This window comes from Streptomyces cellostaticus (assembly GCF_001513965.1).
Lineage (GTDB): Bacteria > Actinomycetota > Actinomycetes > Streptomycetales > Streptomycetaceae > Streptomyces > Streptomyces cellostaticus.
The window spans coordinates 35,545-62,142 of the sequence record NZ_KQ948050.1 but is presented as its reverse complement, the minus strand read 5'-3'; the positions used below and the strand labels follow the sequence as shown (position 1 = coordinate 62,142).

At 71.7% G+C, this 26,598-nt stretch carries 30 protein-coding genes and 1 riboswitch; of the genes, 12 read left to right on the top strand and 18 right to left on the bottom strand.

Annotation, left to right across the window (positions count from 1 at the left end; genetic code table 11):
* Nucleotides 1-63: 63 nt before the first annotated feature.
* Nucleotides 64-750, bottom strand: coding sequence for an esterase/lipase family protein (locus AQI88_RS37980; RefSeq protein ID WP_067009120.1), 687 nt, complete (start codon nt 748-750; stop codon nt 64-66).
* A gap of 113 nt (nt 751-863) precedes the next feature.
* Here AQI88_RS37980 and AQI88_RS37975 point away from each other — a divergent pair, with 113 nt between their 5' ends.
* Complete coding sequence (locus AQI88_RS37975; protein ID WP_079058063.1) at nt 864-3,050, top strand: helix-turn-helix transcriptional regulator; 2,187 nt, start codon at nt 864-866, stop codon at nt 3,048-3,050.
* On the opposite strand, the gene bioD is transcribed toward AQI88_RS37975, so the two are convergent.
* The 3 genes from bioD to bioB are packed head-to-tail and all read right to left on the bottom strand — an operon-like array spanning nt 3,047 to nt 6,231.
* Nucleotides 3,047-3,763, bottom strand: a complete 717-nt coding sequence (gene bioD / locus AQI88_RS37970) for a dethiobiotin synthase (RefSeq protein WP_067009117.1) — start codon at nt 3,761-3,763, stop codon at nt 3,047-3,049. The genes AQI88_RS37975 and bioD overlap by 4 nt on opposite strands.
* Nucleotide 3,764: 1 nt before the next feature.
* Nucleotides 3,765-5,054, bottom strand: coding sequence for an adenosylmethionine--8-amino-7-oxononanoate transaminase (locus tag AQI88_RS37965; protein WP_067009114.1), 1,290 nt, complete (start codon nt 5,052-5,054; stop codon nt 3,765-3,767).
* Entirely contained in the window at nt 5,047-6,231 is a 1,185-nt protein-coding gene (gene bioB, locus AQI88_RS37960) for a biotin synthase BioB (protein WP_067009111.1), read from the bottom strand. Before bioB ends, AQI88_RS37965 begins: the two co-directional genes overlap by 8 nt.
* Before the next feature lie 147 nt (nt 6,232-6,378).
* On the opposite strand from bioB, the gene AQI88_RS37955 reads away from it, so the two are divergent.
* Entirely contained in the window at nt 6,379-7,506 is a 1,128-nt protein-coding gene (locus tag AQI88_RS37955; protein WP_067009108.1) for an 8-amino-7-oxononanoate synthase, read from the top strand.
* Nucleotides 7,507-7,597: 91 nt separating this feature from the next.
* Here the strand turns inward: AQI88_RS37955 and AQI88_RS37950 are convergent, their stop codons facing one another.
* Nucleotides 7,598-7,822 carry a DUF397 domain-containing protein gene (locus AQI88_RS37950; RefSeq protein WP_067009105.1) on the bottom strand — a complete coding sequence of 75 codons (225 nt, stop codon included), beginning with the start codon at nt 7,820-7,822 and terminating at the stop codon, nt 7,598-7,600.
* A gap of 9 nt (nt 7,823-7,831) precedes the next feature.
* Nucleotides 7,832-8,692 (bottom strand): helix-turn-helix domain-containing protein, encoded by an 861-nt coding sequence (locus AQI88_RS37945; RefSeq protein WP_067009094.1) that lies wholly within the window; start codon nt 8,690-8,692, stop codon nt 7,832-7,834.
* 213 nt (nt 8,693-8,905) lie between these two features.
* On the opposite strand from AQI88_RS37945, the gene AQI88_RS37940 reads away from it, so the two are divergent.
* On the top strand, nt 8,906-9,361 hold the full coding sequence (locus AQI88_RS37940; protein ID WP_067009091.1) for an ATP-binding protein: 456 nt from the start codon (nt 8,906-8,908) through the stop codon (nt 9,359-9,361).
* 91 nt (nt 9,362-9,452) lie between these two features.
* Here AQI88_RS37940 and AQI88_RS37935 read toward each other — a convergent pair whose 3' ends face one another.
* Nucleotides 9,453-10,376, bottom strand: a complete 924-nt coding sequence (locus tag AQI88_RS37935) for a LysR family transcriptional regulator (RefSeq protein WP_067009088.1) — start codon at nt 10,374-10,376, stop codon at nt 9,453-9,455.
* 83 nt (nt 10,377-10,459) lie between these two features.
* On the opposite strand from AQI88_RS37935, the gene AQI88_RS37930 reads away from it, so the two are divergent.
* On the top strand, nt 10,460-11,077 hold the full coding sequence (locus AQI88_RS37930; protein ID WP_067009084.1) for a LysE family translocator: 618 nt from the start codon (nt 10,460-10,462) through the stop codon (nt 11,075-11,077).
* Nucleotides 11,078-11,084: 7 nt separating this feature from the next.
* On the opposite strand, the gene AQI88_RS37925 is transcribed toward AQI88_RS37930, so the two are convergent.
* From AQI88_RS37925 to AQI88_RS37915, 3 genes are all read right to left on the bottom strand, one after another.
* On the bottom strand, nt 11,085-11,558 hold the full coding sequence (locus tag AQI88_RS37925; protein WP_067009081.1) for a C40 family peptidase: 474 nt from the start codon (nt 11,556-11,558) through the stop codon (nt 11,085-11,087).
* A 3-nt stretch (nt 11,559-11,561) separates the two neighbouring features.
* Nucleotides 11,562-11,691, bottom strand: a riboswitch (cyclic di-AMP (ydaO/yuaA leader).
* 442 nt (nt 11,692-12,133) lie between these two features.
* On the bottom strand, nt 12,134-12,433 hold the full coding sequence (locus AQI88_RS37920; protein ID WP_067009079.1) for a hypothetical protein: 300 nt from the start codon (nt 12,431-12,433) through the stop codon (nt 12,134-12,136).
* 7 nt (nt 12,434-12,440) lie between these two features.
* Nucleotides 12,441-13,076: an ATP-dependent Clp protease proteolytic subunit gene (locus AQI88_RS37915; RefSeq protein ID WP_067009076.1), complete on the bottom strand. Its 636-nt coding sequence runs from the start codon at nt 13,074-13,076 to the stop codon at nt 12,441-12,443.
* Nucleotides 13,077-13,161: 85 nt separating this feature from the next.
* Here AQI88_RS37915 and AQI88_RS37910 point away from each other — a divergent pair, with 85 nt between their 5' ends.
* The 8 genes from AQI88_RS37910 to AQI88_RS37875 all read left to right on the top strand — a co-directional run bounded on the left by AQI88_RS37910 (nt 13,162) and on the right by AQI88_RS37875 (nt 19,863).
* The gene (locus tag AQI88_RS37910) at nt 13,162-13,440 is read left to right on the top strand and encodes a type II toxin-antitoxin system Phd/YefM family antitoxin (protein WP_067009073.1); all 279 of its coding nucleotides are present in this window, start codon (nt 13,162-13,164) and stop codon (nt 13,438-13,440) included.
* Between the two features lie 138 nt (nt 13,441-13,578).
* Complete coding sequence (locus AQI88_RS37905) at nt 13,579-13,881, top strand: urease subunit gamma (protein ID WP_067009070.1); 303 nt, start codon at nt 13,579-13,581, stop codon at nt 13,879-13,881.
* A gap of 10 nt (nt 13,882-13,891) precedes the next feature.
* On the top strand, nt 13,892-14,203 hold the full coding sequence (locus tag AQI88_RS37900) for an urease subunit beta (RefSeq protein ID WP_067009067.1): 312 nt from the start codon (nt 13,892-13,894) through the stop codon (nt 14,201-14,203).
* The gene (locus AQI88_RS37895; RefSeq protein ID WP_067009064.1) at nt 14,196-15,917 is read left to right on the top strand and encodes an urease subunit alpha; all 1,722 of its coding nucleotides are present in this window, start codon (nt 14,196-14,198) and stop codon (nt 15,915-15,917) included. The genes AQI88_RS37900 and AQI88_RS37895 overlap by 8 nt, the downstream gene beginning before the upstream one ends.
* Complete coding sequence (locus tag AQI88_RS37890) at nt 15,917-16,591, top strand: urease accessory protein UreF (RefSeq protein ID WP_067009061.1); 675 nt, start codon at nt 15,917-15,919, stop codon at nt 16,589-16,591. Before AQI88_RS37895 ends, AQI88_RS37890 begins: the two co-directional genes overlap by 1 nt.
* A 98-nt stretch (nt 16,592-16,689) precedes the next feature.
* A complete protein-coding gene (gene ureG, locus AQI88_RS37885; protein WP_067009058.1) occupies nt 16,690-17,367 on the top strand; it encodes an urease accessory protein UreG in 678 nt (225 codons plus the stop codon).
* Nucleotides 17,364-18,122 carry an urease accessory protein UreD gene (locus tag AQI88_RS37880; protein WP_067009141.1) on the top strand — a complete coding sequence of 253 codons (759 nt, stop codon included), beginning with the start codon at nt 17,364-17,366 and terminating at the stop codon, nt 18,120-18,122. Before ureG ends, AQI88_RS37880 begins: the two co-directional genes overlap by 4 nt.
* 121 nt (nt 18,123-18,243) lie before the next feature.
* Nucleotides 18,244-19,863 (top strand): alpha/beta hydrolase, encoded by a 1,620-nt coding sequence (locus AQI88_RS37875; RefSeq protein WP_067009055.1) that lies wholly within the window; start codon nt 18,244-18,246, stop codon nt 19,861-19,863.
* Between the two features lie 91 nt (nt 19,864-19,954).
* Here the strand turns inward: AQI88_RS37875 and AQI88_RS37870 are convergent, their stop codons facing one another.
* The 8 genes from AQI88_RS37870 to AQI88_RS37840 all read right to left on the bottom strand — a co-directional run bounded on the left by AQI88_RS37870 (nt 19,955) and on the right by AQI88_RS37840 (nt 26,402).
* Nucleotides 19,955-20,674 carry a lysophospholipid acyltransferase family protein gene (locus tag AQI88_RS37870; RefSeq protein WP_067009052.1) on the bottom strand — a complete coding sequence of 240 codons (720 nt, stop codon included), beginning with the start codon at nt 20,672-20,674 and terminating at the stop codon, nt 19,955-19,957.
* A gap of 98 nt (nt 20,675-20,772) precedes the next feature.
* Complete coding sequence (locus AQI88_RS37865; RefSeq protein WP_067009048.1) at nt 20,773-21,201, bottom strand: hypothetical protein; 429 nt, start codon at nt 21,199-21,201, stop codon at nt 20,773-20,775.
* 158 nt (nt 21,202-21,359) lie between these two features.
* Nucleotides 21,360-22,586 carry an ornithine--oxo-acid transaminase gene (gene rocD, locus AQI88_RS37860; protein WP_067009045.1) on the bottom strand — a complete coding sequence of 409 codons (1,227 nt, stop codon included), beginning with the start codon at nt 22,584-22,586 and terminating at the stop codon, nt 21,360-21,362.
* Complete coding sequence (ddaH, locus tag AQI88_RS37855; RefSeq protein ID WP_067009042.1) at nt 22,586-23,395, bottom strand: dimethylargininase; 810 nt, start codon at nt 23,393-23,395, stop codon at nt 22,586-22,588. Before ddaH ends, rocD begins: the two co-directional genes overlap by 1 nt.
* Nucleotides 23,396-23,559: 164 nt before the next feature.
* Complete coding sequence (locus AQI88_RS37850) at nt 23,560-24,045, bottom strand: Lrp/AsnC family transcriptional regulator (RefSeq protein ID WP_067009039.1); 486 nt, start codon at nt 24,043-24,045, stop codon at nt 23,560-23,562.
* Nucleotides 24,046-24,082: 37 nt separating this feature from the next.
* A complete protein-coding gene (locus tag AQI88_RS45445; RefSeq protein WP_101372805.1) occupies nt 24,083-24,250 on the bottom strand; it encodes a hypothetical protein in 168 nt (55 codons plus the stop codon).
* Nucleotides 24,251-24,321: 71 nt separating this feature from the next.
* Nucleotides 24,322-25,272, bottom strand: a complete 951-nt coding sequence (locus AQI88_RS37845; RefSeq protein ID WP_067009037.1) for a cytochrome c oxidase assembly protein — start codon at nt 25,270-25,272, stop codon at nt 24,322-24,324.
* Between the two features lie 104 nt (nt 25,273-25,376).
* The gene (locus tag AQI88_RS37840; protein WP_067009034.1) at nt 25,377-26,402 is read right to left on the bottom strand and encodes a 6-phosphofructokinase; all 1,026 of its coding nucleotides are present in this window, start codon (nt 26,400-26,402) and stop codon (nt 25,377-25,379) included.
* Between the last annotated feature and the right edge of the window lie 196 nt (nt 26,403-26,598).

Below are 26,598 nucleotides of genomic sequence, written 5' to 3'. Positions count from 1 at the left end.
TTAGGGTGATTGTCCCCCGGGAAGCCCCGTCGCACCCCCGCCGAACGCGTCACGGCTCACGGCTCACCCGATGAAGTCGCGCACCTGTTCGTAGACGCCGTGGTCGTCGTTCATGTCGGTGTGCGAGATGCAGCCGACGTCGACGTTGGCCGCCCCGCTCAGCTCCGCCGAGGTGTCGGGGTTGATCGCCTCGTCGCAGTCCGACCAGTAGGCGGCGTACGCCACGCTGCCCGGCGTCTCGTCACCGGAGTTCAGCGCGGTCAGGTACGCGCTGCCGGTCTGCATCTCCTTGCACGAGGTGTACAGCCAGCCGCACAGGGAGGCCACGGAGGTGCCGTGGTTCACCCCGGCGACGGACACGAAGTGGTCGACGTACGAGGTCCCGCCGAGGTTCTTCAGGTAGTACCGGCCGCTGAGCGCGCCCATCGAGTGGACCACCAGGTCGACCTTCGAGGCGCCGGTCTGCGCCAGCACGCTCTTGACCTCGGCGGCCAGCTGCTGCGCGGTGGTGGCGTTCGACTGCTTCCAGTCGTACGACCAGGCGAACAGCTGCGAGGAGCTGTAGCCGTCGGCCTCGAAGTCGGCGACCCAGTCGTTCCAGCTGCTCGCCGAGCCGTTGAAGCCGTGCACGAACACGACGGGGTCGTGGCTCGCCGCCTGCGCGGGGGCCGCGGTGAGGGGGAGTGACAGAAGGAGCGATGCGGTCATCGCCGACACAGCCGTGGCGATGCGACGCTTGCGGCGCTGCATGATGCCTCCTGAAACGGGGGGATGCCAGGAGTGTCGGGACGGGTCTGCGCGCGCCGCATCGGTGAAGTCGCCAGTCTTTACGAGTCAACTAACCCGCCAGTAACGTCAAGGGTGTGGTGACTCCGGTCAACCCCCCGCCTCGGCACCGCACTTCGCCACCGCAGCCCCCCGACACCGCTCCGGCACCCTCACCAGCCGTCCGCGCCCGACTGCTGCGGCTCGTGCACGGAGATCCGCGCGCCGCCGCCGAAGCCGCAGCGCGCCTGACCGCACGCCAGCGCACGGGCCTGGACCCGCTGCCCACGGAACCGGGCGCCCTGGCCCCGGAGTTGCTGCGCGCCCTGCGCCGGGAGATCCGCACGCTGCCGGACGACACCCGGCAGCTGCTGCTCCTCGCCGCCGCGGACCAGCACCCGGCCGTCACCCACGCCTACCTGCGCGCGGTGGCGGCGGCCCGGCTGGACCCCCGCCCGCTGGAGGACGCCGAGGCGTCCGGTGTCGCCCACGCCACGGCCGCAGGGGTCGTCTTCCGGGACGACTGGACGAGGATCGCCGCCTACGAGGCCGCCTCCCCGGCCGGCCGACGCGAGGCCCACCGGCTGCTCGCCCGGGTGCTCGGCGGCCCCGGCGAGAGAGCCGGCCGCTCCTGGCACCGGGCGGCGGGCGCCCTCGGCCCCAGCGGGCGGCTCGCGGCCGAACTGGGCATTGCCGCGGACCGCGCCCGCGCGGCCGGGCAGCCCACCCTGGCCGCCGCCCTCGCCGAACGCGCCGCCGCGCTCTGTCCCGACCCGCGCGCCGAGGCCCGGCTCCTGGCGCGCGCGGCCGCCGACGCCTGGCGGTGCGGGCAGCCCGACCGCGCCCACCGCCTCGCCGCCCGCACCGACACCCCGGCACTCGACGGCATCCTCGCCCTGCGGGCGGGCAACGCGACGGAGGCCTTCGGCGCCCTGCTCACCGCCGCAGCCCGACAGCAACGCGCATCCGAGGCCACCGAGTTACTGGCCCTGGCGGCCGAAGCAGCGGTCTACACCGGGGACTTGAGAGGCTGCCGCGAAGCCTGTGCGCTCGCCCGCCGCCGAGGCATCCCGCCCCCCGGCATCCTGCCCGGCCTCGCGGCAGCGGTCGAGGGCGACTACGAGCAAGCCCGCGACCTGCTTCGGGCAGCGGCCGCCCCGACCTGTCCCGGCGCCGACCCGCCCCTCCGTGTTCCCGGCAGCACCCCCACCCTCCTGATCCACGCCGGCATGGCCGCCCTGATGCTCGGTGACCACACCCGTGCCGCCACCGCCACCCTGCGCGCCGCCGCCCGGGCCCGGGCCGACAGCACCCCGGTCACCGAGGCCCAGGCCCTGGAGTTCCGTGTCTACGCCGACTTCTGGACCGGGCGCACCAGTGCCGCCGAGGCCGCTGCCCAGGAAGCGCTGCGCCAGGCGTATGCCACCGGGCAGGACAACGGTGCCTGTCATCTGCGGGCCGCCCTCGCCATGTTCGCCGCCGTCACCGGCGACGAGGAAGCCTGCCGCGAGCATGCGGCGGCGGCCCGTGCTCAGGCTCTCGCCCGCGGTCTCGGTCTGCCCGCCGCCCTCGCGCAGTGGGCGTCGGCGTTCCTCGACCTCGCCCTGGGCCGCTTCCCCGCCGCGGCGGCCCGGCTGCGCGCCCTCGCCGGATTCGGCCCCGGACACGGCCACCGCGCCATCCGGCACCTGGCCACCCCGCACTATGTCGAGGCCGCCGTGCGCACCGGCGACACCCGGGTGGCCCGCGCGGCCCACGCCGACTACGAGCGCTGGGCGAGCGCCGTGGACAGCCCCGACGACCTGGCGCTCAGCGCCCGCTGCCGGGCCCTGCTCGCACCCGGCGCCGAGGCCGTCGAGCACTACCGGACCGCCCTCGACCTGCACGCCCGGGGCACCCGTGACCTCGAACGCGCCCGCACGGAACTGCTGTTCGCGAGTGCCCTGCGCAGGCTGCGCCGCCGCCCCGAGGCGCGCGACCGGCTGCACAGTGCCCTGGAGGCCTTCGAGTCCTTCGGCGCCCCGCACTGCGCGGCCCAGGCCCGAGCCGAACTGCGGGCCCTCGGCACCCCGTTGTCCGCGCCGGCCGCGAGGGACCCGGCCGCCCTGCTCACGGCTCAGCAGCTGATGGTCGCCCGCATGGCCGCCGAGGGCGCCACCAACCGCGAGATCGCCGACCGGCTCGCGCTCAGTCCCCGCACCATCGACCACCACCTGCGCGGGGTCTTCGCCCGCCTGGGCATCCGCTCACGGATCGAACTGGTACGGCTGCTCGACACACCCTAGGGCGCTTCCCGGATCCGGAACGCCTCCGCGTCCCACGTGCCCTCCAGGCGGGGCGCCAGCCACGCCGGTGCCGCCGCGCGGAAGTCGGTGGGCGGGAGCGCACCCGCCCCGGCGGGCAGCGCGCCGAGCAACGGGGCGCCGGCGACCTCCTGCAGGTCGGCGACGTTGCAACGGGACGCGAGGTCCGGGGCACCTGGCCAGCTGCCGATCACCACACCGGCCAACTCCAGCCCGCGCGCGCCCAGTTCACGAGCCGTCAGCTCCGTGGTGTTGAGCGTGCCCAGCCCGGCCGAGGCGACGACCAGCACCGGCGCGTTCAGCAGCCGCGCCGCGTCCGCCAGTGTCCCGCCCGCCGCGTCGAACCGTACGAGCAGCCCGCCCGCCCCCTCGACCAGCACCAGATCGTGCTCCGTCGCCAGCTTGGCCGCGGCCTCGGCCACCTCGTGCGGATGCACCGGAGCCATGCCCGCCCGCCGGGCCGCCGTACCGGGCGCCAACGGATCGGGGTAGCGGGCCAGTTCGGCGGCCGTGACCGGACCCGCGAGGCGCGCGACCTCGTCCGCGTCCCCGCGCTCGTCCGCTCGTACCCCCGTCTGCGCGGCCTTCAGCACGGCCACCGAACGCCCGGCCGCGAGCGCCGCGGCGGCAACGGCGGCGGTGGTGACCGTCTTGCCGACCTCCGTGCCCGTCCCCGTGATCACCAGTACCGGCATCTCAACCCTCCCGCGCCGCGGCGCACACCGCGCGCGCGATCCGTGCCACGTCCGCGTCGTCGGTGACGTACGGCGGCATCGTGTAGACCAGGTCGCGGAACGGGCGCAGCCACACGCCCTCCCGCACGGCGGCCCGGGTGGCCGCGGCCATGTCCACCTCGTGGTCGAGCTGGACGACCCCGATGGCGCCGAGGACGCGGACGTCCTTGACACCGGGCAGGTCCGCGGCCGGAGCGAGCCCCTCGCGCAGGCCCGCCTCGATCCGCCTGACCTCCGCGAGCCAGTCCTGCCCGAGCAGCAGCTCGATGGAGGCGCAGGCGACGGCGGCCGCCAGCGGATTGCCCATGAACGTCGGCCCATGGGCGAGCACCGGCACCTCGCCCCGTGAGATGCCGTCCGCCACCCGCGCGGTGCACAGCGTGGCCGCCATCGTCAGATAGCCGCCGGTCAGTGCCTTGCCCAGGCACATCACGTCCGGTGTCACGGCCGCGTGCTCGGCCGCGAACAGCGCGCCGGTGCGCCCGAAGCCGGTGGCGATCTCGTCGAACACCAGCAGCACGTCGTGCGCGTCGCAGGCCTCGCGCAGCACCCGCAGATACGCGGGGGAGTGGAACCGCATCCCGCCCGCGCCCTGCACCACCGGCTCCACGATCACCGCGGCCAGCTCGTCGGCGTGCCGCTCGATCGCCGAGCGCAGCTCCTGCGCGTACGACTCCTCGTACTCGGCCGGAGGCGGGCCCACGAACACCTGGCGCTGGAGCACGCCGGTCCACAACTCGTGCATCCCGCCCTCGGGATCGCACACCGACATCGGCTGCCAGGTGTCGCCGTGATAGCCGCCCCGCCACGTCAGCAGCCGCTGCTTGCCGGGGCGGCCGAGCGAGCGCCAGTACTGCAGGCACATCTTCACCGCGACCTCGACCGACACCGACCCGGAGTCGGCCAGGAACACATGCTCCAGACCGTCCGGCGACATGTCGACAAGGAGCTTCGCGAGCCGCACGGCGGGCTCGTGTGTGAGCCCGCCGAACATCACATGGCTCATCCGCCCCAACTGCGCGTGCGCCGCCTCGTTCAGGACCGGGTGGTTGTAGCCGTGGATCGCCGACCACCACGACGACATGCCGTCGACGAGTTCGCCCGAGCCGTCGGCCAGCCGCAGCCGGACCCCGCTCGCCGACTCCACGACGAGCGGTTCGACCCGCCCGGGCATCGGGCCGTACGGATGCCACACATGCCGACGGTCCAGCTCCAGCAGCTCGGGCACGCTCGGGCCGGGCAGGTCAGGCATTGGGCGCGAGGTCCGTTCCGGCGCCCCGGCGGCGGACGGCGACGAGGTCGGTGCGCGGCTCGCTCACGGCGGGCACCGCGGCCGTGCCGCACACGTCCGCACCCTCGTGCGAGCCGCAGACGGATCCGCATCCGGCGCTCTCGTGCGACCCGCATCCGCCCTCGACAGCCGCCGCCCGGTGCTGCGGCAGCGTCACCTGGTCGGAGCCCTCCACCTCGAACCCGGCGTCCGCGATCATCTCCAGGTCGGTCTTGCCCGCCTGGCCCTCGCTGGTCAGGTAGTCGCCGAGGAAGATCGAGTTGGCCAGGTGCAGGGCGAGGGGCTGCATCGTGCGCAGATGGACCTCGCGGCCGCCCGCGATGCGCACCTCGGCGTCCGGGCAGACGAAGCGGACCATCGCGAGGATGCGCAGGCACCGCTGCGGGGTGAGGTTCCACTCCGTGGAGAGCGGGGTGCCCTCCATCGGGATCAGGAAGTTCACCGGAACGGAGTCCGGGTCGAGGTCGCGCAGCGAGAAGACGACGTCCACCAGGTCCTCGTCGCTCTCGCCCATGCCCGCGATCAGACCCGAGCAGGCGGACAGGCCGGCCGCGTGCGCCTTCTGCACCGTGTCCACCCGGTCGGCGTACGTGTGGGTGGTGGTGATGTCCCCGTAGGTGGCCTCGGAGGTGTTCAGGTTGTGGTTGTAGGCGTCCGCGCCCGCCTCGCGCAGCCGCTCGGCCTGGCCGTCGGAGAGCAGACCGAGGCAGGCGCACACCTCGACGCCCTCGTTCTGGTCCTTGATCGTCTTGATGGTCTCGGAGACCCGGTCCACGTCCCGGTCCGTCGGGCCGCGCCCGCTGGCCACCAGACAGACCCGCTTGGCCCCTCCGGCCAGGCCCGCTGCCGCCGCCTGGGAGGCCTGGTCGGGCTTGAGCCAGGTGTACTTCAGGATCTCGGCCTTGGAGCCGAGCCGCTGGGAGCAGTAGGAGCAGTCCTCCGGGCACAGGCCGGACTTGAGGTTGACCAGGTAGTTGAGTTTCACGCGCCGGCCGAACCAGTGCCGGCGCACCTTGCCGGCCGCGGCCACCACATCGAGCAGGTCGTCGTCGGAGGTGGCGAGCACGGCGAGTGCTTCCTCACGGGTCGGCAGCTCGCGCCGCAGCCCCTTGTCCACCAGCGTGTTCAGCAGGTCCATGAGGCCCGATCCTGTCCTACGGGACCGCTCCGGGCCAAGGAGAGTTTGCACAAGGAAGGCGGATCACCGTGTGGGTATTGCCACACCCTGGGCGGTCGGCCGTGCCGCTAGGGTCTGTCCGCTACCTACAAAAGCCCCGGAGGACCCATGGCGTTCGGCTGGATCGACGAGCAGGCCGAGGCGCGCAGCCGCGCCGGACTCGTACGGACCCTGCGCCCGCGCCCCGCCGACTCGCCGCTGCTGGACCTGGCGAGCAACGACTACCTGGGCCTGGCCCACCACCCCGAGATCACCGAGGGGGCGGCCGGTGCCGCGCGTGTCTGGGGCGGTGGTGCCACCGGCTCCCGGCTGGTCACCGGCACCACCGAGCTGCACACCGAGCTGGAGCGGGAACTGGCGGACTTCTGCGGCTTCGAGGCGGCCCTGGTGTTTTCCTCCGGGTATGCCGCGAACCTGGCGGCGGTCACCGCGCTCGGCCCGCACGGCTCCCTGATCGTCTCCGACGCGGGCAACCACGCCTCGCTCATCGACGGCTGCCGGCTCGCCCGGGGCACCAAGCAGGTGGTCGCACACGCCGATCCGGAGGCGGTGGGCAAGGCGCTCGGCACGCACGCGGGAGCGGCGATCGTCGTCTCCGACACGGTCTTCTCCGTCGACGGCGACGCGGCACCGCTGGCCGCACTGGCCGAGGCGTGCCGGGAGCACGGGGCGGGGCTGGTCGTGGACGACGCCCACGGGCTCGGCGTGCTGGGCGACGGCGGCCGGGGCGCCCCGCAGGCGGCCGGTCTCGCAGGCGCCGACGACGTGGTCGTCACGGCCACGCTCTCCAAGTCGCTGGGCAGCCAGGGCGGGGTGGTGCTCGGTCCGGCGCGGGTGATCGGCCATCTGGTCAACGCGGCCCGGACGTTCATCTTCGACACGGGCCTTGCGCCCGCGGCCGTGGGCGCGGCGCTGGCGGCGCTGCGGCTGCTGCGCCGCGAGCCGGCGCGGGCGGCACGGGCCCGCGCGGTCGCCGCCGAGCTGCACGCACGCCTGACCGCCGCGGGTCTGGAGGCGGTGCGTCCGGACGCCGCGGTGGTCTCCGTGCGGGCTCCGTCCCCGGAGCAGGCCGTGCGCTGGGCGGCGGACTGCCGTACGGCAGGCCTGGCCGTGGGCTGCTTCCGTCCTCCTTCCGTGCCCGACGGCATCTCACGGCTGAGGCTGACCGCCCGAGCAGACCTGTCCGGGGCCGAGATCGAACGCGCTGTACGGGTGATCGGCGAGACGCGACCATGAGTCGGCGTGACACGGCCGTGCATCGCACGAAGGCGATCCGATCAGTGATCGGATCTGATCAGTAGGCGGCGGTCGTGGGGTGGGAAGAGGATCACCGGAGCGCGGTCACGAACCCCGCCCAGCTCCCGGGGGAGAAGAGCAGCGCGGGTCCGGCCGGATCCTTGGAGTCGCGCACGGCGAGCGCTCCGGCCCACGGGCCGGAGCGCGGCCGGGCCGCCTCCACGCAGTTGTTGGCTCCGGTGCTGTAGCTGCTGCGCAGCCACCGCACGTCGTGCAGATCGGTACTGGCAGGGACGTTCCGAGGCAGTGCGGTCATGGTGCCTCCTTACGCGCCGTCACCTATCCCGGCGATGTAATCCAACGAGTCCTCGGGTGAAAGGGCGTGGATCTGAAGGGTGTTGAAGGCCTCCGAGTAGGCCATGAGGTCTTCTTTCCGTTCCAGATAGAGGCTACTCGTCAACTGGTCGAGAACAACCACGTCCAGATCGGAAGTGCTCGGAAATGAGAAGATAACGAAAGGTCCGGTGAGGCCGACATGTGCTCCCGCGGCGAACGGCAGCACCTGGAGCCGTACTTGGGGCAGGCAGGCGGCCTCGACCAGCCGCTCCAGCTGCTGCGCCATCACCTCCGGCCCGCCGACCTCGCGCCTGAGCACCGCCTCGTCCAGCACCGCGCTCAGCGCCAGCGGCGGATCCGAGCGCAGCACGTCCTGCCTGGCCAGCCGCACCTCCACCAGCGCGTCCAGCCGCTCCTCGTCCACGCCCTCCACGGCCGCCCGGGTCACCGCGCGGGCGTACTCCGGCGTCTGGAGCAGGCCCGGGACCACCGTGGTCTCCAGGGTGCGCATCCCGCTCGCCTGCGACTCCAGGCTGATGAAATCGCGGTAGGTGGGCGGCAGGATCCCCCGGTAGGCGTGCCACCACCGGTTGCGCCCGCCCGCCTCCTCGGACCCCGCCAACATCAGCAGCAACTCGCGCAGTTGCCCGTCCCGCACCCCGTAGGCGTCCAGGAGTAACCGCACATCGGCCGGTTTCACGCCGCTCGCGCCGGTCTCGATGCGGCTCACCTTCGACTGGTGCCAGCCCACCAGGCGGGCCGCCTCGCCGCTGGTGAGTCCCGTACCCGTGCGCAACGTGCGCAGCTCGGCACCCAGTTTGCGGCGCCGCACCGCGGGACCGTTCTGCATGGGGTACTCCTTACTCCTTACGGGCCGCCCAAATACGGTCTCCCGTCGCAGAGTTCACCGCTTTGAGCGACAGATATATGCATATCCCGGTGGATCGCTCCCCTGACCGGCCGGGTGATGGCAGTCTGGCGGCGAACGCACCAGTCCGGGACCGTACTCGAACCATCCGCTCTTTGTCGGACTGCGGTCCCGTGGGAAAGGGACGACGTCGCCATGGCAGACCATCTGGAAGCATCCGTCACTCTGCCGAGCGATCCCGCCTCGGTCTCCGCGGCCCGTTCCTACGTGGTGGGCACCCTCGCGGAGTGGGGCCTGCCGTCGGACACCGACGTGGCCGACACCGTGCGGCTGATCGTCTCCGAACTCGCCACCAACGCCGTACAGCACACCTTCGGCCAGTCACCCACCTTCACCGTCGACATCGCCCTGGACCGCGACGAACACCTGCGCATCGGTGTGACGGACAGTCATCCGCGCTTTCCGAAGAGACTGCCCGCCGCCGTCCAGCAGGACAACGGGCGCGGCATGGTCATCATCCGCTGGCTCACCGCCGAGTGCGGCGGCAAACTCCGCGTCCGCCCCACCCGCGAGGGCGGCAAGACCGTCTCCATCGAACTCCCGTGGTCCATCCCGGCCGAGCCGGTCACGGCGGGACAGCCGGAGCCGTAGCCCCCCGGGCGGTGCGTAGTCGTTCGGGTGGGGGTTGGGGGGCGGTGTTGACCCTCTCCCCGGATCGGGTGGCTCCGGGCAGCAGGCGGGCTCACGGCGCCGCTGCGCGCCCCGCACGGCCGAACGCCCCCCGCAGCAGGGCACGGAACGCCTCCGCCGCCGGAGCGACCTCCTCGGCCCGGTGGGCGACCGAGATCGTGCGGCGCAGCCGTCCCCCCTCCAGCGGACGTACCCCGACCGGAGTGACCGCGGTCCGCGCCACCATCTCCGGTACGACGGCCACCCCGAGCCCGGCGCTCACCAGCGCGCACACGACCGCGTACCCGGGAGTGGGCACCAGCAGCGCCGGACTTGCGCCCGCCTCGGCGAGCAGCGCCTCCACCTCGCGCCGGGCCGGATGGTGCGGCGCCATGCTGATCAGCGGCTGCCCGGCCAGGTGGTCCAGGGGCAGCCGGGACGAGGCGCTGCTCAGGGCGTGGCCCGGGGCCGTCACCAGCACCAGCTCCTCCTCCAGGACCGGCTCCAGACCGACCGAGGAGGGCACGGGGACGGGCTCGGCCGGGTGGTAGGTGTGGGTCAGCGCCAGGTCCACCTCGCCGGCCGCCACCGCCGTCACCCCGGACGGAGGGTCGTAGTCGGCGACCGACAGCAGGACATCCGGGTGCGCCCGGCGGAACGCGCTCAGCGCCGGCGGCAGCAGATGCACGCCCGCGGTCGGGAAGGTGCCGAGCCGCAGCGCCCCGCCCGACAGGCCGGTCAGCCGGGCCAGCTCGTGCCGGGCCCGCTCCAGTTCGTCCAGCACCCGCCGGGCCCGCGCCACCAGCATCTCGCCCGCCTCGGTCAGCCGGGCCCCGCGGTGGTGGCGCACCAGCAACGCCGTGCCCGCCTCCCGCTCCAGCTTGGTCAGCTGCTGGGAGAGGGCGGGCGGCGTGTAGCCGAGCCGGTCGGCGGCCCGGGTGATGGAGCCCGCCTCCGCGACGGCGACCAGCGCGGCAAGCCGGGTCGGGTCGTACATAGAGCAAGCCTAAAGCACTGCTTAAGGCTGGCCTAGGAGATTCGAAATACCTGCTGAAGGCTCCGGCCGGGCACTCTGGCCCCATGGACGGACAGCTCATCGCCTTCACCGGGATCGCCGCCGGTCTGGTCGCCATGCCGGGCGCCGACTTCGCCGTGGTCGTCCGCAACGCTCTGGTCTCCCGCCGGGCGGGTGCGGTCTGCGGGCTCGGTATCGCCGGCGGTCTCCTGGTGCACACCACGCTCGCCGTGGCCGGGGTCGCGGCGGTTCTCGTCGCCGTACCCGCGCTCTTCCGCGCACTCCAGTTGCTGGGCGGGGCCTACGTGCTGCAACTCGGCCTGCGGACCCTGTGGTCGCTACGGCGGCCCGCCACCGGTCCCGCCGAGCCCGGGCCCTCGGCCGCGCACCCGCTGCGGCAGGGCTTCGTCACCAACGTCCTCAACCCGAAGGCCTCGCTGACCTTCCTCAGCCTGCTGCCCCAGTTCGTGCCGTCCGGCGGCTCCGCCCTGCCCAGGACGCTGCTGCTCGCGCTGATCGTCTGCGCGCTCGCGCTGGGCTGGTTCCAGGCGGTGGCCCTTCTGGTGGACCGGCTCGGCAACTGGCTGCGCCGGCCCCGGGCCGCCCGCATGCTGCAGGCGGGCACCGGGGCGGCGCTGACGGCGCTGGGAGCGGCCCTGCTGCTGGAGCCGCTCCTCGGCTGAGCCAGGGTCAGCTGACCCGGCCGTACCAGACGCTGTTGGTCCAGATCTTCTCCAGCCGCACCACGGACCCGGTCCTCGGAGCGTGCCAGATCTTGCCCTTCCCGGCGTAGATGCCGACGTGGTAGACGCTCGAACCCGAGTGGAAGAACACCAGATCGCCGGCCTTGCGGCTCCGGGCCGAGATGTGGTGCGTCTTGTTGTACTGCTGGGCGGCTGTGCGCGGCAGCTTCTTGCCGGCCTTCTTGAACGAGTAGAGCGTCAGTCCCGAGCAGTCGAACCGGCGGGGCCCGGTGGCCCCGTACTGGTAGGGGGAGCCCTTCTTGGAGGCCGCGATCTGGAGTGCTTTGGTCGCTATGGTGGCGGCCGAGGCGTCGGTGGCGAGGCCCGGGACCGTGATAGAGCCGCCCACGGCGGCGAGGGTGAGAGCCGAGGCCGTGCCGGCCCGGGCCATCAGCGACGGGACACGATTGAGCGCAGTCATGCGCAACCCTTCGTCAGCCGCCTGTGAAGGATGACCTGTCGGATTCGGGCTGGCGAAGTTGCCCGGCCGCGTTGCCGCGGCTTCACCCCAAGGGCTGCTCGGCACGACCGCCCGTCTGCGACGAACGTCCGTTCCGGCGACCCGACTTGCTTGGGTCCTCCACTCCTGCCGATCCACTCCTGTCGACCGGTCATCCGGGCGGCGGCAGGACTCGGCGTCCGCCCGGATCGCCCCGCCGCGGTGGCGGGGGCTTGTCGTCAGTCAGGGATCTTCACTCACAGCGGTCCGAAAATCCCAACGGAATCGGGGGTTTGTGGCGTTACTCACCACTCGCCCGTTCGGGTGGACACTGGTGCGTTCGAGTCCCCGTCAGGTGCCGCGCGTAGCCACGGACCTGGGGCGGAGTACGTCCGCCTGAGCCTCAAACCCGAGTTCTGCGCAAGTCGGGAGGCCCGGAAAGGGGCCGGGAGATACCCCGGTCGGCGGTAGACCGTTCGGGTCGTTCGAAGTCCGGCCCGGGCGGTCCGTCTACACGGGGAACCCGTCGGGCCGGACGCACGTCCGGGTCAGCAGACTCAGTCGGGCGGGAGCGCGACGCGCGCAGTACGGCGCTCACCGTCCAGCACCCGCAAGGCGCGTGCCAGCGTGTCCCCGTGCAGCTCCGTCTCGCCCCGCTGGTGCATCAGGGTCAGCGCGTCGCGTAGTTCGGCCGCCTTGCGCACCAGGGCCTGCGCCGCGCGCAGCCCATGATAAGTGTCCCTCGACTGCGCCGGGTTGATTCGGCCCAGCAGGTCGACCGCCTCCAGGTAACGGTCGATCAGCTCGCCCTCGGCACGCGTCAGTGCGGGCAGCGGCGGAAGCTCCGGTGGCAGCATCGGCGGCTCACCCCGCGTGCCGGGTGCCGGGTGCCGCCCTGCGGCTCGGGACGATGCCGTCCACCAGGCCGTAGGCCAGTGCGCCCGGCGCATCCAGCACCAGGTCCCGCTCCAGGTCCTGGTGGACCTGGACCGCGGTGCGCCCGGTGTGCCGGACCAGCATCTCCTCCAACAGGCTGCGCGTCCGGTCCAGTTCCCGGGCCTGGATGTCTAGGTCGCTCGGCTGGCCCTGGGCCGGCTCGCGCAGCGCGGGCTGTTCGAGCACCACGCGGGCGCCCGGCAGTGTGAACCGCTTGCCCGGCGTCCCGGCCGCGAGCAGCACCGCGGCGGCGGAGGCGGCCTGGCCCAGGCAGTAGGTCTCCACGTCGCAACTGACGTACCGCATCGTGTCGTAGACCGCGGTCATGGCGGTGAACGAGCCGCCGGGGCAGTTGAGGTACAGCGTGATGTCCCGGTCCGGTGCCGTGTGTTCGAGCTGCATGAACTGCGTGATCACGTCGGTCGCGGCCGTGTCGTCGAGGGGCGTCCCGAGGAAGACGACCCGGCTCTCGAACAGCTTCGAGTAGGGATCCAGCGTGCGGTGGCCCGTGCCCGTGCGCTCGGTGAACTCGGGCAGGACGTGACGGGCGGTCGGTCGGGTCATGGGCATACCCCTCCTCAAGGCGGGGCACCCGTGGCCCCGCTTCTGTAAAAAATGTACAGGACGTACGTCACGTTATGATGGGCACATGGCCTACGAGATTCCGGTGACGCAAGCCAGGGCTGAGCTCGCCGACCTGATCAACCGGGTGGTGTACGGCGGTGAGCGTGTCGTCGTGACGCGGCACGGCAAGCCGCTCGTCGCGTTGGTCTCGGCCGCCGACCTGGAGCGGCTCGACGCCCTCGACGAGCCGGCCGAGGAGCAGGTGATCAGTTCGGTGTCCGGGGTGCGCGAGGTGACGCCCGCCGCGCACGAACGGCAGCGCTTCGGGATCGCGGCGGAACACCGGGGTCCTGGCGTGTCGTAGCGATCAAGGTCCGGTTAACGTCGCTGAAACTCCGGCGAACTAGCCTGCCGATCGACGCCACCAGGGGTTTTTCCGCCGTCGCGGTGGCTGCGGCAATCGGACCCCGCACGGTCCGGAGCAAGGACTGTGAGGTGGGACGTGCAACTGACCCCGCACGAGCAAGAGAGGCTGCTGATCCATGTGGCGGCCGACGTGGCCGAGAAGCGCAGGGCCCGTGGCCTCAGGCTCAACCACCCGGAAGCGGTCGCCCTCATCACGTCGCACCTCCTGGAGGGCGCGCGTGACGGCCGTACCGTCGCCGAGCTGATGTCCTCCGGCCGCAAGCTCCTCACCAGGGACGACGTCATGGACGGGGTCCCGGAGATGATCCACGACGTACAGGTCGAGGCCACGTTCCCGGACGGCACCAAGCTCGTCACCGTCCACGAACCGATCATCTGAGGGGGCGGCGATGATTCCCGGAGAGGTTCTTTTCGCGGACGGCCCGGTGGTCTACAACGAGGGCCGTGAGGTCACCACGCTGACCGTCCTCAACGCCGCCGACCGGCCCGTCCAGGTCGGCTCCCACTACCACTTCGCCGAGGCCAACCCCGGCCTGGAGTTCGACCGCGCCGCCGCGCGCGGCAAGCGGCTGAACGTCGCCGCAGGCACCGCCGTGCGCTTCGAGCCCGGCATCCCCGTCGCCGTCGAACTCGTGCCCCTCGCCGGCGCCCGGATCGTGCCCGGACTGCGCGGCGAGACCGGAGGTGCCCTCGATGCCTGAGATCTCCCGCGCCGCCTACGCCGACCTGTTCGGCCCCACCACCGGCGACCGCATCCGGCTCGCCGACACCGACCTGCTGATCGAGATCGAGGAGGACCGCTGCGGCGGCCCCGGCCGCGCCGGTGACGAGGCGGTCTTCGGCGGTGGCAAGGTCATCCGCGAATCCATGGGCCAGTCGCGTGCCACGCGCGCGGAAGGCACCCCCGACACGGTCATCACCGGGGTCGTCATCGTCGACCACTGGGGGATCGTCAAGGCCGACCTCGGCATCCGCGACGGGCGGATCACCGGCATCGGCAAGGCGGGCAACCCGGACACGATGGACGGCGTGCATCCGGATCTGGTCATCGGTCCGGAGACCGAGGTGATCGCGGGCAACGGCCGCATCCTGACCGCAGGCGCCATCGACGCGCACGTCCACTTCATCTGCCCGCAGATCGCCGACGAGGCGCTCGCCTCCGGCATCACCACTCTGGTCGGCGGCGGCACCGGACCGGCCGAGGGCTCCAAGGCGACCACCGTGACGCCCGGCCCCTGGCACCTGGCCCGGATGTTCGAGGCGATGGAGCAGTACCCGCTCAACATCGGCTTCCTCGGCAAGGGCAACACCGTCTCGCACGAGGCGATGCTCTCCCAGATCCGCGGCGGCGCCCTGGGCCTCAAGCTCCACGAGGACTGGGGCTCCACCCCGGCCGTCATCGACGCGTCCCTGACCGTCGCCGAGCGCACCGGCATCCAGGTCGCCATCCACACCGACACCCTCAACGAGGCCGGATTCGTCGGCGACACCCTCGCCGCGATCGCCGGCCGGGGCATCCACGCGTACCACACCGAGGGCGCCGGCGGCGGGCACGCGCCGGACATCATGACCGTGGTCTCCGAGCCGCACGTACTGCCCAGCTCGACCAACCCCACCCGGCCCTACACCGTCAACACCGCCGAGGAACACCTCGACATGCTGATGGTGTGCCACCACCTGAACCCGGCCGTGCCGGAGGACCTGGCGTTCGCCGAGTCCCGGATCCGGCCGTCCACCATCGGCGCGGAGGACGTCCTCCACGACCTCGGCGCGATCTCGATCATCTCCTCCGACTCCCAGGCCATGGGCCGGGTCGGCGAGGTCGTCCTGCGCACCTGGCAGACCGCGCACGTGATGAAGCGGCGGCGGGGCGCGCTGCCCGGCGACGGGCGGGCGGACAACCGGCGGGTACGGCGCTACGTCGCCAAGTACACGATCAACCCGGCGCTCGCCCAGGGACTCGCCCGCGAGATCGGCTCCGTCGAGACCGGAAAGCTCGCCGACCTGGTGCTCTGGGAGCCCGCGTTCTTCGGGGTCAAACCGCACCTCGTCGTCAAGGGCGGCCAGATCGCCTACGCGCAGATGGGCGACGCCAACGCCTCCATCCCGACGCCGCAGCCCGTCCTGCCCCGGCCGATGTACGGGGCGATCGGACGGGCGCCGGCCGCCAACTCGTTCAACTTCGTCGCCCCGGCGGCCATCGAGGACGGGCTGCCGGAGCGGCTGCACCTGGGCAAGCGCTTCCTCGCCATCGACTCCACGCGCGGGGTGACCAAGGCGGACATGCGGGAGAACGACGCGCGTCCCCGGGTACGGGTCGACCCCGACAGCTTCGCCGTGCACATCGACGGCGAGCTGGTCGAGGCGACACCGGCGGCCGAACTGCCCATGGCCCAGCGCTACTTCCTCTTCTGATGAGCAGGGCAGCACTGCTCGTCCTGGCCGACGGCCGCTTCCCCGCCGGAGGACATGCGCACTCCGGCGGGGCGGAGGCCGCCGTCAAGGCGGGACGGATCACCTCCGCCGCGAGCCTGGAGGACTTCTGCCGGGGGCGGCTGCACACCGCCGGGCTGGTCGCGGGGGCGCTGGCCGCTGCCGCCGTCCTGGGCGTCGAACCCCGGGAGCTGGACGCGGCGGCGGACGCCCGCACGCCCTCGCCCGCCCTGCGGGCCGCCGCGCGCAGGCTCGGCCGGCAGCTGATGCGGGCCGCTCGGGCGAGCTGGCCGTCGGCCGAACTCGACGCCCTGGCAGGGGAGTTCCCCAAGGGGGTGCACCAGCCGGTCGTGCTCGGGGTTGCGGCCAGAGCGGCAGGTCTGAGCCCCGTGGATGCCGCGTACTGCGCGGCGTACGAGAGCGTGAGCGGACCGGCGACCGCTACCGTGCGGCTGCTGAGCCTCGATCCGTTCGACGCGACGGGTGCCCTGGCCCGGCTGGCGCCGGAGCTGGATCGTGTCGCGGATGCTGCCGTCGAGGCGGCGGGGCGGGTCGTTGACGAGGGCGTCGACGCGCTGCCGGCCGCTTCAGGGCCCTTGCTGGAGGTCGGTGCGGAGTGGCATGCCGCCTGGCCGGTCCGACTGTTCGCTTCCTGACCGGGGGCTGCGCCCCCAGACCCCCATCGGCCTGAACGGCCTCGTCCTCGAACGCCGGACGGGCCGAAAGTACGAGGCCTCTCAGACAGGAACCGTAGATGCACCTAGACCACACCCACCACGGCCCCTCCGCCCTCAGCGCGGACGCGCATCGCCCCGACGGAACGCGCCGTGCCCTGCGCATCGGGCTGGGCGGCCCCGTCGGGTCCGGGAAGACCGCGACCGTCGCCGCGCTGTGCCGGGCGCTGCGCGACGAGCTGTCGCTGGCCGTCGTCACCAACGACATCTACACCCGTGAGGACGCCGAGTTCCTGCTCCGGGAGGCCGTGCTGCCGCCCGAGCGGATCACGGCCGTGGAGACCGGTGCCTGCCCGCACACCGCGATCCGCGACGACATCTCCGCCAACCTCGAAGCCGTGGAGGACCTGGAGGACGCGGTCGGGCCGCTGGACCTGATCCTCGTGGAATCCGGTGGCGACAATCTCACCGCGACCTTCTCCAAGGGGCTCGTGGACGCGCAGATCTTCGTGATCGACGTGGCGGGCGGTGACGACATCCCGCGCAAGGGCGGGCCCGGCGTCACCACCGCCGACCTGCTCGTGGTCAACAAGACCGACCTCGCGCCGTACGTCGGCTCCGACCTCGCCCGGATGGCCGCCGACGCCAAGGCGCAGCGGGCCGAACTCCCGGTCGTCTTCCAGTCGTTGCGCGGTGAGACAGGAGCCGCGGACGTGGCCGCCTGGGTGCGGGAGCGGCTCGCCGCGTGGACCGCATGACGGTGACCGGGGTCCGGGCGCACGCGCGGATCGTCGCCCGCGCCGACGGGCGCGGCGGTACGGCCCTGCCCGTACTGGACGGCGACGGCCCGCTCGCGCTGCGCCGCACCCGGGCGAGCGGCGGCGAGGCACGGGTCATGGTCGTCGGCGCGATGAGCGGTCCGCTCGGCGGCGACCGCTTCTCCCTGGAGGCGCGGGTGGAGGAGGGCGCCCGGCTGCACGTGGGGTCGGCCGCCGCCACCATCGCACTGCCGGGCCAGGCCAAGGGCGGGGCCCGCTACGACGTACGGCTCGACGTGGCCGACGACGCCGAGCTGCACTGGCTGCCCGAGCAGCTGATCGCGGCCGGCGGCAGCGACCTGTACGTCACCACCCGGGCCGAACTCGGCGCCGGAGCACGGCTCGTGCTGCGCGAGGAGCAGGTGCTCGGGCGGTTCGGGGAGGAGCCCGGGCGGCTCACCAGCCGGCTCACGGTGCGGGTCGCGGGCCGGACCGTCCTGGACCAGGAGCTGTCCTGCGGGCCCGGGGCGCCCGGCGGCTGGGACGGGCCCGCCGTACTCGCCGGACACAGGTCGGTAGGCCAACTGGTCGTCATACGGCCCGAGTTCGCCGAGCAGCCGCCCGCCGCGCGGATGCTGGGGGAGTGCGCAGCGCTGGTGCCACTCGCCGGGCCCGCCGTACTCGTCAGTGCCGTGTCCCCCGACGCGCTGAGCCTGCGGCGACTGCTGGACCAGGCGTTGACTTTGCTGGGCTAGGGAAGGGCGTCCCGCTCAGCGGGACGTGGTCGTCCGTTTATCGGATTGGTAAAGAAGATCTGCGCCCCCTGTTCTCGGACGGCTCACAGCCGAGAGGATCCCCGCCTGACCACTTGTAGAGATGTGTGTAGGGGGAGGGGCCCACTTGAGGGACAACAGACCGAAAAGCCGCCTGCTGGCGTTCGGTTCCGCCGGAGCGCTCGTCACCGCGACCCTGATCGCCGGTGCGGTGTCGGCGCCGGCGGCCAGCGCCGACAGCCGCCACGGACAGGGCCGTGAGGCCCGGGGCGCCGAGATCGCCGCCGCCCGTGCCGCCAAGGCCGGCATCGACTGGCAGGACTGTCCCGCGGACTGGGGGCTGGAGAAGCCCATCCAGTGCGGCTGGGTCAGCGTGCCGCTCGACTACGCCAAGCCGTACGGCAAGCAGATCAAGCTCGCCGTCGACCGCATCGGCAACACGGGGACCCCGCAGGAGCGCCAGGGCGCCCTCATCTACAACCCGGGCGGTCCCGGTGCCTCCGGTCTGCGCTTCCCGCGCCGGATCACCACCAAGAACGCCATCTGGGCGAACGTCGCGAAGGCCTACGACTTCGTGGGCTTCGACCCGCGCGGTGTGGGCCACTCCGCGCCCATCTCCTGCGTCGACCCGCAGCAGTTCGTCAAGGCGCCCAAGGCCGACCCGGTGCCGGACACCGAGGCCGACAAGACCGCCCAGCGCGAGCTCGCCCGCGAGTACGCCGAGGGGTGCGCCGAGCGCAGCGGCGCCATGCTGCCGCACATGACCACCCCGAACACCGCGCGCGACCTGGACGTCATCCGCGCAGCGCTCGGCGAGAAGAAGCTGAACTACCTCGGCGTCTCCTACGGCACCTACCTCGGCGCCGTCTACGGCACCCTCTTCCCGGGCCACCTGCGCCGGATGATCGTCGACAGCGTGGTCGACCCCTCGCGCGAGAACATCTGGTACCAGGCCAACCTCAACCAGGACATCGCCTTCGAGGGCCGCTGGAAGGACTGGCAGGACTGGGTCGCCGCCAACGACGCCGCCTACCACCTCGGCACCACCCGCGCCGCCGTCCAGGCCAAGTGGCTGGAACTGCGCGCCACGGCCAAGAAGAACCCGATCGGCGGGGTCGTCGGCCCGGCCGAGCTGATCTCCTTCTTCCAGAACGCCCCGTACTACGACTCCTCGTGGGCGCCGGTGGCGACGGTCTTCAGCAAGTACTTCGCCGGAGACACCAAGGCGCTCGTCGACGCCGCCGCCCCCGACCTGTCGAACACGGCCGGCAACATCAGCGCGGAGAACGGCAACGCCGTCTACACCGCCGTCGAGTGCGCCGACGCCAAGTGGCCCACCAGCTGGCGCAAGTGGGACCGGGACAACACCCGGCTCAACCAGGACTACCCGTTCATGACCTGGGCCAACGCCTGGATGAACCTGCCCTGCGCCACCTGGCCGGCCAAGCAGCTGACCCCGCTGGACGTCAGGACGCACCGGGGCCTGCCGCCGGTGCTGATCGTGCAGTCCACACGGGACGCGGCCACCCCGTACCAGGGCGCGGTCGATCTGCACAAGCGCTTCCAGGGCTCCCGCCTGATCACCGAGAAGGACGCGGGCTCCCACGGTGTGACCGGCCTGGTCAACCCGTGCATCAACACCCGGGTCGACGCCTACCTCATCGACGGCAAGCTGGACACCTCCGACGTGACCTGCGCGCCGCACGCGACACCCAAGCCGTAACCACACCGGTACGGCGACAAGGGGCGGCCGGACTCCCCGGCCGCCCCTTCGTCGTCCGCGTAGGGGAAGACCCGTCCGCCGAGGGCAGAGATCAACTGAGCGGGGTCCGGGGGAACTTGCGCTGCTTCTTCTCGGCCGCCTGCTCCGCCTTGGCGACGGCCGCGTACTGGTCGACGTACTCCTGCTCGGACAGCGAGAGGATCGCGTACATGATCTCGTCGGTGACGGCCCGCAGGATGGCCCTCTCCTGCTCCATGCCGGCGTAACGGGAGAAGTCGAGCGGTTTGCCGAAGCGGATGACGACCGGGTGGATGCTCGGGATCACCTTGCCGGGCGGCTGCGCCTCGAAGGTGCCGATCATCGCGCAGGGCACGACCGGCACCTGGGCTCTCAGCGCCATGACCGCGACACCCACCTTGCCCTTGTACAGCCGGCCGTCGTGCGAACGGGTCCCCTCGGGGTAGATGCCCAGCAGTTCGCCCTTGCCCAGCACGCCGAGCCCCTCGCGGATCGCGGCCTGCCCCGCGTCCTTGCCCGAGCGGTCCACCGGGATCTGCCCGGCGCTGCGGAAGAAGAACGCGGTGAGCCTGCCCTTGATGCCGGGCCCGGTGAAGTACTCCGCCTTGGCGAGGAAGGTGATCCGGCGCTTCAGCATCGCCGGCATCAGAAAGTGGTCGGAGAAGGACAGATGGTTTCCTGCGACGATCGCGGGACCCGTTGCCGGTACGTTCTCCAGGCCCTCGATCCGGGGACGGAAGACCAGCCTGAGCAAGGGGCCCAGCAGCACGTACTTGAGCAGGTAGTAGAACAAGGGGTCGCTCCTCACTCGGGCGGATCGACTCAGCGTAAGTGCGCATGCACTCACGCGGAACCGGGTCCGGCCCTGTCCATGGTGACCCCTTGCAACGTTTACTGACGGGTACTCAGGCGGGCAGTCGGTCGTGGTTCCGGTACCTGTGCCGTCCGGTACGAGAACCAGGCGAGGAACGCGACGACGAACAGCCCCTCGACGAGCAGGGACAGGGGGCCGTAGGGCGCGTCCCAGGTGTCTTCGTAATAGCCGCCCGGCAGGCCGACGGTACGCGACAGCGCGAAACCGACGATCATCCCGAGACTGACCAGTACCCCGGTCAGCCAGGCGGCCAAGGGACGCTTCCGGACGACGAGTGCCACCGCCACGACGAGCATGACAGCGCTTCCCACGGCGAACAGCAGCCCGATGTAGAACATCTCCTCCAGGTGCTCCGGGATGAGCAGCGTGTGCAGCACCGTGTTGGCGACGGCACAGGACACGGCCACTCCCGTCCAGGTGACTTCTGCGGCATGGGTGGAGTTCATGACGAGTCCAGGTGTCACAGGTATGGACCGAAGAGGAATTGCTTTCTGTCATCAGTACGGAAAGCAGCCCTCGTTGGATTGCGCAGCTCCGGCCCAACTCGTGCGCATCCAGAAGCAGGGGGCCGGCCCAGTGCTGTCGGCCGGCCCCCTGCCCCCGCTCAGTTCCCCTCGCCCAGCACCTTCTCCAGCACGCCCAGCGCGGAGCGCAGTTCCCCGGCGGTGATGGTCAGCGGGGGCGCCAGCCGGATCGTGGAACCGTGAGTGTCCTTGACCAGGATCCCCTCCCGCATCAGGCGCTCGCTGATCTCCCGGCCGGTGCCGATGGCCGGGTCGACGTCGACGCCCGCCCACAGCCCGCGCGCGCGGAAACCGGTCACGCCCTTGCCGACCAGCTCGGCCAGCCCGCCGCGCAGGACCAGACCCAGCTCGGCCGCCCGCCGCTGGAACTCACCGGTCTCCAGCAGCTCGACCACCGCCGTGCCGACCGCCGCGGCGAGGGGGTTCCCGCCGAACGTGGAGCCGTGCTCGCCCGGGTGCAGCACGCCCAGCACCTCGCGCCGGGCCACCACCGCCGACACCGGTACGATGCCGCCGCCGAGCGCCTTGCCGAGCAGCAGCACGTCCGGGACGACGTCCTCGTGCTCGACGGCGAGGGTACGGCCGGTGCGGCCGAGGCCCGACTGGATCTCGTCCGCGATGAACAGGCACCCCTTGCGGCGCGTCAGCTCACGCACGCCGGCCAGGTAGCCCTCGTCCGGGATCAGGACCCCGGCCTCGCCCTGGATGGGCTCGATCAGCACCGCGGCCGTCGTCTCGTCCACCGCCGCTTCCAGCGCGGCCAGGTCGTTGTACGGGACGATCCGGAAGCCGGGCGTGAAGGGGCCGAAACCGGCGCGGGCCGACTCGTCCGTGGAGAAGCTGACGATCGTCGTCGTACGGCCGTGGAAGTTCTCCGCCGCGACCACGATCGTGGCCTGGTCGGCGGGGACGCCCTTCACGTCGTACGCCCACTTGCGGGCCACCTTGATGCCGCTCTCCACCGCCTCCGCGCCGGTGTTCATCGGCAGCACCATGTCCAGGCCGGTCAGCGCCGCGAGCCGCTCGGCGAACTCGGCGAGCCGGTCGTTGTGGAAGGCGCGGGAGGTGAGGGTGAGCCGGTCCAGCTGGCGGTGCGCGGCCTCGATCAGCACCGGGTGCCGGTGGCCGAAGTTGAGCGCCGAGTAGCCGGCCAGCATATCGAGGTAGCGGCGGCCCTCGACGTCCTCCACCCAGGTGCCCTCGGCCCGGGCGACGACCACGGGCAGAGGGTGGTAGTTGTGCGCGAGGACCGGCTCCTCCGCCCGGATCAGGTCGCCGGAGGTACGGGCGTGTGCGGGTGCGGTCATCAGCGGATCTCCTGGGTGCAGCACTTGATGCCACCGCCGGCCTTGTGGAACTCCGACAGGTCGACGGGGACGGGGACGTAACCGTGGTCGGCCAGGCGCTCGGCCAGCGCCTCGGCCTTGGGGGCGATGAAGACGTGCCGGCCGTCGGACACGGAGTTCAGGCCGAACGTCATCGCGTCGTCGCGGGTGGCGAGCACCGCGTCCGGGTACAGGCGCTTGAGCACCTCCCGGCTGCCTGGGGAGAACGCCTCCGGGTAGTAGACGATGTTGTCGTCGTCCAGGACGAACAGCGCCGTGTCCAGGTGGTAGAAGTACGGGTCCACCAGGGTCAGACCGATCACCGGGTGACCGAGGAACTCCTGCGCCTCCCGGTGGGCGTCGCGCGTGGTGCGGAAACCGGTGCCGGCCAGCACGTACCGGCCCGTCCACACCAGGTCTCCCTCGCCCTCGGTCACCGCCTCGGGGCGGTAGACGTCGTAGCCCGCCGCCTTGAACCAGGTGTCGTAGTGGACCGACTCGGGGCGCCGCTCCGGCGCGTGGAACAGGGAGCCGAAGACCCGGCCGCCGACCACGAACGCCGCGTTCGCGGCGAAGACCATGTCGGGCAGGCCGGGGACGGGATCGACCGCCTCGACGTGGTGGCCGTGGGCACGGTAGGCGCGGATCAGCGCCTGCCACTGCTCCTGGGCCAGATCCACGTCGACGGGTGTGTCGGGATGCATCCAGGGATTGATCGCGTACTGCACGGCGAAGTGTCTGGGTTCGCAGACAAGGAAGCGCCGAGGGCGCGGCACACGGCTTTCGGCCACAGAGGGTTTCCTCCGCTTTCCTGTGTGTCACTGAGGGTGGACACCACGGTAGGAAATGACGGAGACGGGCGACAAGAAACAAAAGCTGCGTGCATGCGCAGCATCGCTGCGTTATTGCCGGGAAGAACGCACGAGAACTGCGCGGCCAGAGGTTTGCTTCGCGATCACTCCGGTGCGGCGTGGGTGGCGCCCGCTTCCGGGCTTTCCGGGAGCAGGTGGGACAGCACCATCACGCTGATCGTCTTCCGGATGAACGGCTCGGCGCGAATCCGCTCCAGCACCTCCTCGAAGTGCTCCACGTCCCGCGCCCGTACATGCAGCAGCGCGTCCGCGCCGCCCGTCACCGTCATGGCCGCCGTGATCTCCGGATGGTTGCGCACGACCTCCGCCAGGCGCCGCGGCGGGGCCGCGCCCTCGCAGTACACCTCGACGTACGCCTCCGTGCGCCAGCCGAGCGCGGAGGGCTGCACGGTCGCCGTGAACCCGGTGATCACACCGGTCTCCCGCAGCCGGTCCACGCGCCGCTTGACCGCGGTGGACGACAGCCCGATCGCCGCGCCGATCTCGGCGAAGCTGGTCCTGGCGTTCGCCATCAGCGCGGTGATGATCTTGCGGTCGAGGTCGTCGAAGGAGGCAGCCCTGCTGTTCATGCGGGCACTGTAATCAGCCACGCCCGCAACGAGCGTCCTACGACTGGGTGACGACCATGGCGAGCGTCAGCAGCCCCAGCACCACCCAGCCGAACCACAGCCAGCCGTTGCTGCCGAGGGCGACCGTGTAGGCCGTCACGACGACGAGCCCGCCGACGGTCATCGCCCCCATCGCCTTGGTGGAACCGTTCGTGGAACCGGGCATCGCGACACCCTCCTCATGGTCCGTCCTTGACCATGGTGCCCCGAATTCCCCCGGGAGGGGATACGGCGTACTCAGCCCTCGCGCGCGTTGAGCGAGGCCAGATAGGCGTTGTAAGCCTCCAGCTCCTTGTCGCCGTCCCGGTCGGCGGCCCGGTCCTTGCGTTTGGCCTGCCGCTGCTCGGAGCCGTACCACTGGAACAGCAGCGCGATCAGCACCAGCACGGACGGGATCTCGCTGAACGCCCAGGCGATCCCGCCGGCCGCGTTCTGATCGGAGAGCGCGTCGATGCCGAGCGAGGCGGGCGGGTTCTTGAACGTCTCCACCATCGGCTCCGAGGCCATCATCAGCGCGATGCCGAAGAAGGCGTGGAACGGCATGCCCGCGAACAGCTCCAGCATCCGCATCAGGTGACCCGGCCGGTGGGGACCCGGGTCCACGCCGATGATCGGCCAGAAGAACACCACACCCACGGCGAGGAAGTGCACCATCATCGCGATGTGCCCGGTCCTCGACCCCATCAGGAAGTCGAAGATCGGGGTGAAGTACAGCGCGTACAGGCTCGCGACGAACAGCGGGATCGTGAACACCGGGTGTGTGATGATCCGCATGTACCGGCTGTGCAGCAGCGCCAGCAGCAGCTCACGAGGCCCCTTGCGGCCCTTGCCGGCCACCGGCAGCGCCCGCAGCGCGAGCGTGACCGGGGCGCCCAGCAGGATCAGGATCGGCGAGAGCATGCTGATCACCATGTGCTGCACCATGTGCACGCTGAACATGACCATGCCGTAGTCGTTCAGCTTGGTGCACATCACCAGCGCGATGGTCAGCACACCGACGACGTACGACACCGTACGGGCCGCGGGCCACGCGTCCCCGCGCCGCCGCAGCCGCACCACACCCCAGCCGTACAGGCCGAGCCCCAGCAGGCAGGCGATGAGGAAGAAGGGATCCGCCGACCACTGGAGCCCGCGCCCCAGCGTGAACGGCGGCAGATCCATCATCATGCCGTGCCCGCTGTGATCCATCCGCCGGCTCCTGATTCGTGGGGGTTGTACGCGTCTGTCCGCCCCCAAGAGTAGAACCGCCCCCGGTCACGGCTGTGACCGGGGGCGGTTTGTTCTCGGGTGAACTACAGGACGCACTCCGCCTCGTCGTACCGCTCCGCAGGCACCGTCTTCAGCGTCTCCACGGCCTCGGCGAGCGACACCATGACGATGTCGGTCCCGCGCAGCGCGGTCATCTGCCCGAACTCCCCGCGGTGCACGGCCTCCACCGCATGCCACCCGAACCGGGTCGCCAGCACCCGGTCGTACGCCGTCGGCGTACCGCCCCGCTGCACATGCCCCAGGATCACCGGCCGCGCCTCCTTGCCGAGCCGCTGCTCCAGCTCGATGGAGAGCTGCCGTGCGATTCCCGCGAAGCGCTCGTGGCCGTACATGTCCTTGCCGCCCTCGTCGAACTCCATGGAGCCGGGACGCGGCTTGGCCCCCTCCGCGGCGACCACGATGGCGAACCGCTTGCCCGCCTCGAACCGCTCGCCGACCTTCCTCGCCAACTCCTCGATGTCGAAGGGCCGTTCCGGTACGACGACGGCGTGCGCGCCGGCCGCCATGCCGGAGTGCAGCGCGATCCAGCCGGTGTGCCGGCCCATGACCTCCACGACCAGCACGCGCTGATGGGACTCGGCGGTGGTCTTGAGCCGGTCAAGGGCCTCGGTGGCGACTCCCACCGCCGTGTCGAAGCCGAAGGTGACATCCGTGACGGCGATGTCGTTGTCGATGGTCTTCGGGACGCCGACGATGGGCAGGCCGTTGTCCGACATCAGCCGAGCCGCCTTCAGCGTGCCCTCGCCGCCGATCGGGATGATCGCGTCCAGGCCGAGCTCCTCGACATGGCCCTTGGCCCGCTCCACGCCGTCCCGCAGGTGCGAGGGCTGGACCCGGGAGGAGCCGAGGATGGTGCCGCCGCGCGCCAGTATGCCGCCCACGGCGTCGAGGTCGAGCTTCATGTAGTCGCATTCCAGGAGGCCCTTCCAGCCGTCCCGGAAACCGATGACCTCGTCGCCGTGGTCGGCGACGGCACGGTGCACGACGGACCGGATGACGGCGTTCAGGCCGGGGCAGTCGCCGCCTGACGTGAGGACACCAATGCGCATAGCCCGAAATACCTTCTCAACGTGGGCCGGGAAACCGGACCACGTCGTCCGGCGGATTCCCGGCCACCCTACCGGCGTGAGGGGGTGGCTCCGTAGCGGGCGTCCGCCTGCTGGACGCGCCCGCACATGTGAGCGGACGGCCCGTCAGGCGAACCCCCTGCAAGAGTGCCGGAGTGCGCTGAGATGCCGCTGAGGC